Origin of the sequence: Saccharothrix hoggarensis, assembly GCF_042678885.1 — a bacterium.
Lineage (GTDB): Bacteria > Actinomycetota > Actinomycetes > Mycobacteriales > Pseudonocardiaceae > Actinosynnema > Actinosynnema hoggarensis.
Genome location: NZ_JBHTLK010000222.1, coordinates 1 through 11457, shown reverse-complemented (window position 1 = coordinate 11457; position 11457 = coordinate 1). Strand labels below are relative to the sequence as shown.

13 protein-coding genes are annotated in these 11457 nt (G+C 70.4%); 8 read left to right on the top strand and 5 right to left on the bottom strand.

Going from position 1 to position 11457, the window contains the following annotated elements; genetic code table 11:
• The first annotated feature begins 167 nt into the window (after positions 1-167).
• Positions 168-485 (top strand): hypothetical protein, encoded by a 318-nt coding sequence (locus ACFQ3T_RS29405; RefSeq protein ID WP_380728131.1) that lies wholly within the window; start codon positions 168-170, stop codon positions 483-485.
• An 81-nt stretch (positions 486-566) separates the two neighbouring features.
• Here ACFQ3T_RS29405 and ACFQ3T_RS29400 read toward each other — a convergent pair whose 3' ends face one another.
• Positions 567-1670, bottom strand: a complete 1104-nt coding sequence (locus ACFQ3T_RS29400; protein ID WP_380728129.1) for a LacI family DNA-binding transcriptional regulator — start codon at positions 1668-1670, stop codon at positions 567-569.
• A 107-nt stretch (positions 1671-1777) separates the two neighbouring features.
• Positions 1778-2827, bottom strand: coding sequence for a LacI family DNA-binding transcriptional regulator (locus ACFQ3T_RS29395; RefSeq protein ID WP_380728127.1), 1050 nt, complete (start codon positions 2825-2827; stop codon positions 1778-1780).
• A 283-nt stretch (positions 2828-3110) separates the two neighbouring features.
• On the opposite strand from ACFQ3T_RS29395, the gene ACFQ3T_RS29390 reads away from it, so the two are divergent.
• From ACFQ3T_RS29390 to ACFQ3T_RS29380, 3 genes are all read left to right on the top strand, one after another.
• Positions 3111-4367: an extracellular solute-binding protein gene (locus ACFQ3T_RS29390; RefSeq protein WP_380728125.1), complete on the top strand. Its 1257-nt coding sequence runs from the start codon at positions 3111-3113 to the stop codon at positions 4365-4367.
• Between the two features lie 64 nt (positions 4368-4431).
• Positions 4432-5349 (top strand): carbohydrate ABC transporter permease, encoded by a 918-nt coding sequence (locus ACFQ3T_RS29385; RefSeq protein WP_380728123.1) that lies wholly within the window; start codon positions 4432-4434, stop codon positions 5347-5349.
• Complete coding sequence (locus ACFQ3T_RS29380; RefSeq protein ID WP_380728121.1) at positions 5349-6242, top strand: sugar ABC transporter permease; 894 nt, start codon at positions 5349-5351, stop codon at positions 6240-6242. Before ACFQ3T_RS29385 ends, ACFQ3T_RS29380 begins: the two co-directional genes overlap by 1 nt.
• A 139-nt stretch (positions 6243-6381) precedes the next feature.
• Here the strand turns inward: ACFQ3T_RS29380 and ACFQ3T_RS29375 are convergent, their stop codons facing one another.
• The 3 genes from ACFQ3T_RS29375 to ACFQ3T_RS29365 are packed head-to-tail and all read right to left on the bottom strand — an operon-like array spanning position 6382 to position 7128.
• Entirely contained in the window at positions 6382-6681 is a 300-nt protein-coding gene (locus ACFQ3T_RS29375; protein WP_380728119.1) for a PIN domain-containing protein, read from the bottom strand.
• Complete coding sequence (locus tag ACFQ3T_RS29370) at positions 6674-6952, bottom strand: type II toxin-antitoxin system Phd/YefM family antitoxin (protein ID WP_380728117.1); 279 nt, start codon at positions 6950-6952, stop codon at positions 6674-6676. The genes ACFQ3T_RS29375 and ACFQ3T_RS29370 overlap by 8 nt, the downstream gene beginning before the upstream one ends.
• 53 nt (positions 6953-7005) lie before the next feature.
• Entirely contained in the window at positions 7006-7128 is a 123-nt protein-coding gene (locus ACFQ3T_RS29365; protein WP_380728115.1) for a hypothetical protein, read from the bottom strand.
• Positions 7129-7396: 268 nt separating this feature from the next.
• On the opposite strand from ACFQ3T_RS29365, the gene ACFQ3T_RS29360 reads away from it, so the two are divergent.
• From ACFQ3T_RS29360 to ACFQ3T_RS29345, 4 genes are all read left to right on the top strand, one after another.
• Positions 7397-8497, top strand: coding sequence for an ABC transporter ATP-binding protein (locus ACFQ3T_RS29360; RefSeq protein WP_380728113.1), 1101 nt, complete (start codon positions 7397-7399; stop codon positions 8495-8497).
• A gap of 158 nt (positions 8498-8655) precedes the next feature.
• A complete protein-coding gene (locus ACFQ3T_RS29355; RefSeq protein WP_380728111.1) occupies positions 8656-9651 on the top strand; it encodes a metal ABC transporter solute-binding protein, Zn/Mn family in 996 nt (331 codons plus the stop codon).
• On the top strand, positions 9648-10466 hold the full coding sequence (locus ACFQ3T_RS29350; RefSeq protein WP_380728110.1) for a metal ABC transporter ATP-binding protein: 819 nt from the start codon (positions 9648-9650) through the stop codon (positions 10464-10466). The genes ACFQ3T_RS29355 and ACFQ3T_RS29350 overlap by 4 nt, the downstream gene beginning before the upstream one ends.
• A complete protein-coding gene (locus tag ACFQ3T_RS29345) occupies positions 10466-11296 on the top strand; it encodes a metal ABC transporter permease (RefSeq protein ID WP_380728108.1) in 831 nt (276 codons plus the stop codon). Before ACFQ3T_RS29350 ends, ACFQ3T_RS29345 begins: the two co-directional genes overlap by 1 nt.
• Positions 11297-11457: the final 161 nt, after the last annotated feature.

Below are 11457 nucleotides of genomic sequence, written 5' to 3'. Positions count from 1 at the left end.
GAACGCCGGCGACGTCGTCGGCCTCGACGACCTCGCCCACCACGTCGTCGCCGCCGCCGCCGTCACCGTCGCCCACCTTGCCGCCCGGCCCGCCGCCGCCGTGCGAGGACGCCCAGGTCGCCGTGGCGGCCGAGGTCGACAAGCCGTCCACGCCCGCCGGCCAACGCGTGCGGTTCACGATCGCGGTGTCCAACGCGGGGCCGCTGCCGTGCACCAAGGAGATCGGCCGCAGCGTCCGCGAACTGGTCGTGACGACCGCCGACGGCGCGAAGCGGCTCTGGTCGAGCAACGACTGCTACGCGACGGCGGGCTCCGAGGTGCGGGTGATGCAGCCGGGGGAGCGGTTCGCGTTCAGCCTCCAGTGGGCGGGCAGCACGTCGGAACCGGGCTGCGGCAAGCACACCCGGCTCGGCGCGGGCGACTACCTGCTCACCGCGTCGGTGGCCGGGAAGGCGAGCAACCCGGTGATCTTCCGCATCACCTGAGCGATCACCCGGGCGTCCCACGAGAAAGGGCAGGACCCCCTCGCGGAGGCCCTGCCCGGTGCTCGTCGTGGGGTCAGGGGGTCACGGGCCGAACCAGCGTTCCTCGGCCGTGCCGCGCGGTGAGGCGGCGGTGCTGCCGAGGACCAGTTCGGTCGAGAGGGTGACGGCCCGGGGACGGGTGCGCTCGGCCGAGTCGAGCAGCAGCTTGCCCGCCGCGCGACCCTTCTCCAGGACCGGCTGCCGGACGGTCGTCAGACCGGCCTGCTCGGCCTCCCGGATGCCGTCGAAACCGGTGACGGTGATGTCCTCCGGCACGCGCAGGCCACGCCGGCGCAGCTCGCCGAGGGCGCCGAGGGCCAGTATGTCCGACGTGCAGATCAGCGCCGTGATCTGCGGGTCGCGCTCCATCACCTGGGCCGCCGCGGACGCGCCGGACGCCATGGTGTGGTCGAACCGCTCGGCCACCGGCACCGTCTCCCAGTCCACGCCGACCGACGCGAACGCCTGCGCCAGACCGGCGAGCCGGGCGCGCTGCACGTGGAAGTGCGCCGCCTGCTGCCGTTCCGGCACGACGAAGTCGTCGTTGCGGTCGCGGGCCAGCCGCATGCACACCACGCCGACGCGCCGGTGCCCCAGCGAGATCAGGTGCTGCGCCAGCGAGTGCATGGCCGCCTGGTCGTCGATGCCGACGCGGTCGACGTTGCCCAGGTCGGGCTGGTCGCACACGACGGTCGGCACGGGCCGCTCCAGCACGGCCGCCAGGTGCGGGTCGTCGTCCGGCACCGAATACACCACGAAACCGTCCACGCCGGCCCGGTGCACGGCCGCCACGTCCTCGCGCTCGGGGTTCGCGGGCACGAGCAGCAGCCCGGTCCCCGCGTCCTCGCACGCGAGCGCCAACCCCTCCAGGAACCCGATCGCCGCCGGGTCGCGGAACGCGTAGGACAGGTTCTCGGTGAGCAACAGGCCCACCGCACCGGCCTTGCGGGTCCGCAGGGAACGGGCCACCGGGTCGGGCCCCGGGTACCCGAGTCGTCTTGCTGTCTCCAACACCCGGCGTCGCAGCTCTGGCGAGAGCTGGTCGGGACGGTTGTACGCGTTGGACACCGTTGTCCGGGAAACACCCAGCTCCGCCGCCAGTGAGGCGAGCGTCGCGGGGCGTCGCACATGCATCGACCGCGCCATGAAGTGACCGTAACGGTTCAGAACCAATTACAGAAGTGGGGGTGACCGGCGTCCCTCCAAATCGTCATCTTCCCAGGTCGGACTACGTTACCTCCAAGTACAATGGTCTAAACCAATGAGGGTGGAGCGGACGACTCGCGCACCACCAGACGCGGTCGGAAAACGCGCGTGTAATTCCCCGCGGGGCGTCTCCGCCGATCCGGGTCGAGGCGGTGCACCAACTCGTCGACGGCCGCAGCCGCCATCTCCTCGATCGGCTGCGCCAAGGTCGTCAGCGAGGGCGAGCAGTAGGAGGCCAGCGGGATGTCGTCGAACCCGACCACGGACAGGTCCCGCGGCACCGACAGCCCGCGCCGGTGCGCCTCCCGCAGCACGCCGATCGCCATGTGGTCGGACGAGCAGATCACCGCTGTCGGCCGCACGGTGTCGAGCAGGACCGACACCGCCTCGGCCCCGCCCTCCGGCCCGAACGGCGCGTGCGCCACGAAGTCGGACGACGCGGGCAGCGCGTCCTCCTCCAGCGCCGCCGCCCACCCGGCGCGCTTCAGCCGCGACGGCAGCGACCGCGCCGGCCCCGACACGAACCCGATCCGCCGGTGCCCCAGCTCCACCAGGTGCCGCGTCGCCGCGTACCCGGCGTGCTGCTCGTCCACCGTCACGTCCGGCACGTCCAGCGACGGCGTGGCGCCGTTGAGGAACACCATGTGCACGCCGTCCGCCAGGAGCTTCGCGTAGTACGACGGCCGCGGGGCCTGGCCGAGCGGCACCTCGACGTTGGTGATCTCCGGCGACACGAACACCATGCCCTCGACGCCGCGCGCGAGGAGCATCCGCACGTACTCCTCCTCGCCCATGGCCGCCGCGCCGGTGGCCCGCGTGTTGCACAGCAGCGACGAGTAGCCCAGCCGCGCGGCGCGCACCTCCAGCGCCTCGGCGAACGCCGGGAACACCGGGTTGGACAGCTCCGGCACCAGCAGGCCGATCACGCCCGTCCGCTGGAGGGCCCCGAGCCCCCGTGGCGTGTAAGGCATTTCCGCAAGCACCGCGAGCACGCGCTGGCGCGTCTCGTCGTTGACGCCGGCCCGGCGGTTGAGCACCCGGCTGACCGTGGAGATGCTCACCCCGGCTGCCCTGGCGATCTCGGACAGACCGGACACCGTGCCTCCTCGCGTGTGCGCCGCGCCCCAGCGGGCGACGAGCGGACGACGGCCGGGCGAACCGACCATCGGGACGTTGGGTGACGTGCAGCCTGCCGCCAGCGGCAAATTTTTGCAACGCCCACCTTGGTTTCCGTGGGCCGAGCACGTCCGTTACGGCTTGGTTACGTCCAGACCCTTGACCCGGCCCTGGTCGGCGGGATGAAATCCGCGTCAACAATTTCGCAAGTTCTTGCAAGAGCCTTCATCACGGTGGAGGCCCGCAGGAGGGACGACAGCAACGATGCGACGTACCACCCTCGTGACCGCAGTGGCGGCCGCTTCCGCCCTCGTCCTCACCGCGTGCGGTGGTGGCGGCGGCGGATCGACGTCCGGCGACTCCGGCGAGATCACCTTCTGGGACACCAGCGGCCCGAACGAGAGCCCGGTGTTCACCAAGATCGCGCAGGAGTGCGCGACCAAGGGCGGCTACAAGGTCAAGACCGAGACGGTCGCCTTCGACCAGGCCCTGAACAACTACCGCACCGCCGCCCAGGGCGGTCAGGGCCCGGACGTGTTCCGCGCCGAGGTCGCCTGGGTGCCGCAGCTCGCGAAGCTCGGCTACGTCGAGGACCTGACCGGCACGGACCTGGCCAAGGACACGTCGGACTTCCTGGACACCCCGCTGGGCTCCACCAAGTTCGAGGGCAAGTCCTACGGCGTGCCGCAGGTGACCGACTCGCTGGCGCTGTTCTACAACAAGAAGCTGCTGGCCGACGCGGGCGTCGAGCCGCCGAAGACGTGGGAAGAGCTGAAGGCCGCCGCGGCCAAGCTCGGCGGCGAGAAGACGATCTTCATCAACAACGACGCGTACTACGCGCTGCCGTTCATCTACGGCGCGGGCGGCGACCTGGTCGACGCCGACGCGAAGAAGATCGTGGTCAACTCCGCGGAGAACGTGAAGGCGCTGGAGACCGCGAAGGGCCTGCTGGACGCCAAGGCCGCCAGCACCGCGCTCGACCCGGCGAACTCGTACAACAACATGCAGGCCGCGTTCACGTCCGGCGAGGTCGCCATGGTCGTCAACGGGCCGTGGTCGGTCGCCGACTACCTCAAGGGCGCCGCGTTCACCGACCCCGCCAACCTGGGCATCGCCCCCGTCCCCGGCGACACCGCGGGCAAGGGCTCCGCGCCCGTCGGCGGCCACAACTACGTGGTCCGCAAGGGCACCAAGGCCAAGGACTCGTCGATCAAGTTCATCGCCTGCATGAGCAGCGTCGAGTCGCAGGCGCAGGTCGCCAAGGAGCTGGGCCTGCTGCCCACCCGCAAGTCCGCCTACGAGAACGCCGACGTGAAGGCCAACGCGGTCGTGTCCGCGTTCGAGCCGGTCGTCACCGCCGCCCACGCCCGCGCGTGGATCCCCGAGGGCGGCCAGCTGTTCGACCCGCTGAAGATCGCCTACGCCGACGTCCTGGCGGGCAAGAAGGACGCCAAGACGGCCCTCGACGAGGTCGCCAAGAGCTACAAGGACACCGTCGTCCCCGAGTACACCATCGGCTGACAACGCCCTCGCGGGCGCCCCACACCGGGGCGCCCGCGAGGACCGTTCGCGAAGGGAGACTTCGGTGCGCAGGTTCCTGGACCGGCACTGGTACGCGTACGCGATGGTGCTGCCGGTCGTGGTGGTCATCGCGGTGTTGGTGCTGTTCCCGCTCGCCCAGGGCGTGTTCTTCACCTTCACGAACATCAACGAGGGCAACATCGCCAACCCGATCCTCGACCGGCCGGCGACCTACGTCTCCGTTGGCCTCGACAACTACGTGAACGTGCTGTCGGGCGACGCCAGCTACGGCGCGTTCTGGTCGACGCTGGTGCGCACGCTCATCTGGACGTTCGGGTGCGTGTTCTTCCACTACACGATCGGCCTCGGGCTCGCGCTGCTGCTCAACCGGCAGATGCGCGGCCGGGCCCTCTACCGGGTCATGCTGATCCTGCCGTGGGCGGTGCCCGCGTTCATCAGCGCGTTCGCGTGGAAGTACATGTTCAACGCCCAGTACGGGATCATCAACCAGTTCCTGCGCTTCGTCGGCCTGCCCGACCCGGTGTGGCTCGGCCAGTCGGACTGGGCGCTGGTCGCGGTGATCATCGTGAACGTGTGGCTCGGCGTGCCGTTCATGATGGTGGCCCTGCTCGGCGGGCTCCAGTCGATCCCCGGTGACCTCTACGAGGCCGCCGAGGTCGACGGCGCGACCCCGTGGCAGCGGTTCCGCAACGTGACGCTGCCCGGCCTCCAGTCCGTGTCCAGCACGGTGGTGCTGCTCGGCATCATCTGGACGTTCAACATGTTCGCGATCATCTACCTGGTCACCGGGCCGAACCCGAACACCCGCATCCTGGTGACGTACGCGTTCGAGCGGTTCTTCTCCGGCGCGTCCCGCGACTTCGCGGTCGCGTCGACCTACGGCGTGCTGATCCTGTCCGTGTTGCTCGTGTTCGCGGGCGTGTACCGGCGCGCGCTGCGCAAGCAAGGCGAGGTGTGGTGATGACGGTCGAAGCCGCGTCGTTGAAGGTGGTCAAGCCCGCCGGCGGCCCGAAGCGCTCCGAACGGTCCGCGCTCGCCAGCGTCGGGCTGCACGGCGCGCTGATCGTGGCGTCGCTCATCGCCGTGTTCCCCGTGTTCTGGGTGCTGGTGACGTCGTTCAAGCCGGACGCGAAGGCCGTCGAGACCACGCCCAAGCTGGTCAACGACTCCAGCCTCGACAACTACGCCCGCATCCTGTCCGGGGAGAAGGGCGACTTCCTGGCGTGGTTCGGCAACTCGGTGCTGATCGCGCTGCTGACCACCGTGCTGGCGGTGTTCCTGTCGGCGACGACGGGTTACGCGGCGTCCCGCTTCCGGTTCCCCGGCAAGCGGTCGCTGATGCTGTCGTTCCTGGTCGTGCAGATGTTCCCGTTCGCGGTGCTGATCGTGCCGCTGTACAACATCCTGCTGGCGCTGGGGTTGCAGGGCACGTCGCTCGGCCTGGTGCTGGTGTACTGCACGACCGCCGTGCCGTTCTGCACGTACATGCTGAAGGGCTACTTCGACACGATCCCGAACGACATCGACGAGGCGGGGCGCGTGGACGGCCTGTCGCCGTTCGGGGTGTTCTGGCGGCTGGTGCTGCCCCTGGCCCGGCCGGGTCTGGCCGTGACGGCGTTCTACGCGTTCCTGACGGCGTGGGGCGAGGTGGCGTTCGCGTCGGCGTTCCTGTCGGCGGCGGACGAGTCGAAGACGCTGGCCGTGGGCCTGCAGGTGTTCGTCCAGCAGAACCGGACCGAGTGGGGTCACCTGGCGGCGGCGTCGATCCTGGTGGCGATCCCGGCGATCATCGTGTTCTACCTGGTGCAGCGGTTCCTGGTGACCGGCCTGTCGTCGGGCGCGGTGAAGGGCTGACGTCGGGCGGGGCCTCCGCGTGCGCGTGGAGGTCCCGCTCAGACCTCGATCACCTCTACCAGCGATTCGAGGCCGACGAAGTCCTTCGGGTTGCGGGTGTAGAGCGGCAGCTCGTGGCACGAGGCTATGGCGGCGATCATCAGGTCGAACTTGCGCGACCGAGGATCGCGATCGCCGCGATCGTCAGCCTGATCAGGCTGCCGTACCGGGTGGACGCCCTGCGGTCGAAGGGCAGCGGGTCGTAGTTCACCATCGCGACACCCAGCCGCTTGGCCCGCGCGTCGTGGGTCGTCGCGTCCCCCGCCACCGCCACGCCGTGTTGCAACTCGGCAAAGGTGACGGTGGTCAGCTCGAAGGTCTCCGGGAGGGCTTCCTGGTCCAGCAGATCGAGGTCGATGTACGTGGACGTGTCCAGGACACCGACGTGGTGATCACCCACGGCTGGGCTCCCACGGGTCGTCGTCGCCGAGTCGGTCCTCGTTCCCGAAGAATTCGTCCGCTTCCCGGCGCATCTCCGCGTAGTCGACCCGCGGCAGGTGCCTGAGTCGTTCGATCACTTCCGCCGTGATCAGCCCCCGCCTCTGCGTCGGCGGGCTCAGTTCGAGGATCTCCTCGCCGTTCTGAGTGACCTGGTACGTCTCGCCCGCCTCGACGGCTTCGAACACCTCGGCGGGGTTGTCGTGGAACTGCTGTGCGCTGATGACCTTCACGGTGCAGAGGTTAGGGAGCCCGGCGCACCCCGCACCAGCGGCAAGACCGCTGGTCAAAGTCCTGGTCCGGACGCTTCGACCGGGTGATCGCCGCCCCACTGGACCCGGTGGACGGCGGGCATCGGCATGGTCTTCGGGAAGCTCTGGTCGATCGCCTGACCGGCCGCGAGCAGCATGCGGCGAACGTGCCGTGCGCGCCGATCAGCGCCGGCGGCGTTGCGCCCGACGGCGGTCCCCGTCGAGCCCGATGGCCGTCCTCGTCGGGACCGTCGGGCGTGGGGACGACGGAACACGCGTGGCGGACGAGCACGAGGTCGGTGGCCATGCCCCCACCAGTACCAGAGCCGCGCTGAACCGATGCGGAACTAGACCAATCCACCCGTTCCCGTAAGCGCTTGCAATCCCTAACGTTGCCGCAAAGCTTGGTAGTGAAAGGTGCGTGGCATGGCTGAGGTCGCCTACGTCAAGGCTTCGCGGATCTTCTCCGGCAACCCGCCGGTCCGCGCGGTCGACGAGCTGTCGTTGGACGTCACCGACGGCGAGTTCCTGGTTCTGGTCGGTCCGTCCGGCTCCGGCAAGTCGACCGCGCTGCGCATGCTCGCGGGTCTGGAGGACGTGGACGAGGGCGCCATCCACATCGGAGGCAAGGACGTCACCAACGTCCCGCCCAAGGGCCGCGACATCGCGATGGTGTTCCAGTCCTACGCGCTGTACCCGCACATGACGGTCGCGGAGAACATGGGCTTCGCGCTCAAGCTGCGCGGCGTCAACAAGGCCGAGATCAAGGAGAAGGTCGCCGAGGCGGCCAAGATGCTCGACCTGACCAAGTACCTGGACCGCAAGCCGAAGGCGCTGTCCGGCGGTCAGCGGCAGCGCGTCGCGATGGGCCGCGCGATCGTCCGCGAGCCCTCCGTCTTCCTCATGGACGAGCCGCTGTCCAACCTGGACGCGAAGCTGCGCGTGGAGACCCGCGCGAACATCGCCGCCCTCCAGGCCCGGCTCGGCACCACCACGATCTACGTCACGCACGACCAGGTCGAGGCCATGACCATGGGCCACCGGGTCGCCGTGCTGAAGGACGGCCTGCTCCAGCAGTGCGACACCCCGCGCGCGCTGTACGACAAGCCGGCCAACGCGTTCGTCGCCGGGTTCATGGGCTCGCCCGCGATGAACCTGAAGACCGTGCCGCTGACGTCGGAGGGCGCGAAGCTCGACGGCATCGTGGTGCCGCTGGAGCGCCGCGCGCTGGACAAGGCCGCCGGCGAGGGCCTGACCGAGGTCACCTTCGGCATCCGTCCCGAGTCGCTGGCGCTGGTCCCGTCGTCCGAGCCGGGCTTCGAGATGACCGTCGAGCTGGTCGAGGAGCTGGGCGCGGACGCGCTCATGCATGGCTCGGTCCGCATCGGCAACGTGCCGGAGCGGTTCGTGGTCCGCGTCGACGGCCGCACGCCGCCCACCCTGGGCCAGACGGTGAAGATCGGCGTGCGCGACGCCACCGAGGTCCACCTGTTCCACCCGGAGTCGGGCCACCGCATCACCGACTGACGTCGTCCTTCCCCGCCGGGGCCACCTCCGCACGTCGGAGGTGGCCCCTGTGGTGTGCGGAACACCCGGTCGGTGGACAAGTCCGTAGCGGAGCGTTCTAAACTGAACTCGACAACGGTTTCCATTGCCTGTCCATCCGCCTGTCGAGGAGTGACCTGATGACCGTCCGCAACGCGTTGCTCGGTGCGGCGGCCGCCGCGACCGCCGTAGTCCTCACCGCCTGCGGTGCCCAGGACACCCCGGCCACGCCCGGCGCCGCCGACGGCGCCATCAAGGTCGTGGCCTCGACCAACGTGTGGGGCAGCGTGGTCAAGGCGGTCGGCGGCGACGACGTCCAGGTCACCTCGATCATCAACGACCCGTCCGGCGACCCGCACTCGTACGAGAGCAAGCCCGCCGACCTGGCCCTGGTGCGCGACGCCAAGCTGGTCATCTTCAACGGCGGCGGCTACGACGACTTCTTCGCCACCCTCCTCGGCCCCGGCACGGAGTCCGCCAAGAAGATCGAGGCGTTCCCGATCTCCGGCAAGGCGTCCGGCCACGACGAGCCCGAGACGTCCGCGGAACCCGGCCACGAGGGCGAGGCCGGCCACGAAGGGGAAGCGGGCCACGAGGACGAGGCCGGCCACGACCACGCGGTCAACGAGCACGTCTGGTACGACTTCGCGACCGTCCGCAAGGTCGCCGACCAGGCCGCCGCCGACCTCGGCGCGATCGCGCCCGACAAGAAGGCCGCCTTCGAGGCCAACGCCAAGGACTTCGGCGCCAGGCTGACCGAGCTGGAGGACCGCGTCGAGGGCAAGGGCGCGGGCAGGAAGGTGCTGGCGACCGAGCCGGTGGCGCACTACCTGCTGGACACGGCGGGCGTGGAGGACGTCACCCCCGAGTCGTTCACCGAGGCCGTCGAGAACGAGTCCGACATCCCCGCTGCCGCCCTCGCCGACGTCACCCGCCTGGTGGACGAGAAGCAGGTCGTGGCCCTGGTCAACAACGCCCAGACCGAGAACCCCGCCACCAAGCAGGTCGTGGAGCGGGCGAAGACGGCCGGTGTGCCGGTCGCCGAGGTGACCGAGACGCTGCCCGAGGGCGTCACGGGTTACCTTGACTGGATGATGAAGCAGGTCGACTCGCTGGTGGGGGCGCTCGGCGCATGACAGCCCAGGTGACGGACAGGCCGACGCGAGCCGCGGTCGCGTTGCGCGGCGCGCGGCTGTCCTACGGCGACCGCGTGCTGTGGGACGGGTTGGACCTGGACGTCGCCCCCGGCGAGTTCGTGGCCGTCCTCGGACCGAACGGCTCGGGCAAGACCAGCCTCATCCGCGTGCTGCTCGGCCTGCAACCGCTGTCCGCGGGCACGGTCGCGGTGGCGGGCGGCAAGCGGCGCATCGGCTACATCCCGCAGCAGCGGGCGATCGACGTCAGCCTCTCCCTGCGCGGCCGCGACCTGGTCGGGTTCGGCCTGGACGGCCACGGCTGGGGCGTGGGCTGGCGGCGCAGGCGGGAACGCCGGGAGAAGGTCGACGCGGCGCTGGAGTCGGTGGGCGCGACGCGGTACGCCGACGAGCCGATCGGCCTGCTCTCCGGCGGCGAGCAGCAGCGGCTGAGGGTGGCGCAGGCGCTGGTCGGCGACCCCGAGGTGCTGCTCTGCGACGAGCCGCTGCTCTCCCTCGACCTCGCCCACCAGCGCGTGGTCAGCGACCTGATCGACGCCCGGCGCCGCACCGCGGGCACGGCCGTGCTGTTCGTGACCCACGAGATCAACCCGATCCTGCCGCTGGTCGACCGGGTGCTGTACCTGGTGGAGGGGCGGTTCCGGATCGGCACGCCCGCCGAGGTCATGACCTCGCGGACGCTGACCGAGCTGTACCGGACGAACGTCGAGGTCGTCCGCGTGCGCGACCAGATCCACGTGGTCGGCGCGCAGCACGTGTGCGAGGACGAGCCGCACCACCTGGCGGTGGAGGGCTGATGGAGAACTTCCTCGACGTCGACCTCACCCTGGAGGTGCTGGGCTACGTCCAGCCGATGATCGTCGCGGGCGCGGTGCTCGGGCTGGTCGCGGGACTCCTCGGCCCGCTGGTCGTCACGCGCAAGATGGCGTTCGCCGTGCACGGCACGAGCGAGCTCGCGTTCACCGGCGGCGCGGCGGCCCTGCTGATCGGCATCGGCGTCGGGTACGGCGCGCTGGCCGGCTCGGTCGTGGCGGCGCTGCTGCTGGGCCTGCTGAGCACGCGCAACTCGGACCGCGACTCCGTGATCGGCGCGATCCTGGCGTTCGGCCTCGGCCTCGGCGTGCTGTTCCTGGCCCTCTACGAGGGGCGCTCGGCCAACAAGTTCGGCCTGCTCACGGGCCAGGTCGTGAGCATCGGCTCGACGGACCTGTGGTTGCTGATCGGCTCGTCGGTCGCGGTGCTGGCGGTGCTGGCGTTCATCTACCGGCCGCTGCACTTCGCCAGCGTGGACGCGGCGGTGGCCGTGGCGCGGGGCGTGCCGGTGCGCACGCTGTCCGTGGTGTTCGCGGTGCTGGTGGGCGTGGCGACGGCGCTGAGCGTGCAGCTGGTCGGCGCGCTGCTCGTGCTGTCGCTGATGATCACGCCCGCGGCGGCGGCGAGCCGGGTCACCGCGAGCCCGCTGAAGGCGACGCTGCTGGCCGTGGTGTTCGCCGAGGTGTCCGTGCTCGGCGGGATGGTGCTGTCGCTCGCCCCCGGCATGCCGGTGAGCGCGTTCGTGACGGCCGTGTCGTTCCTGATCTACCTCGTGTGCCGGTTGGCCAGCGGGAAGCGGGAACGCGTCCAGTAGTCGAGATCGAAGTTTGGGACGCCTGCGGAGCGGGTACTCGACACGCGGGTCGACCGACCCGAGGTCACGACGCGCTGGACGGGCACTCGATGGATCGGACGCGCACGTGCGAGCCCGCGCGCGGCAGCCCCCGCAGGACGGGCGCCGGGCGCGGTGGGCGG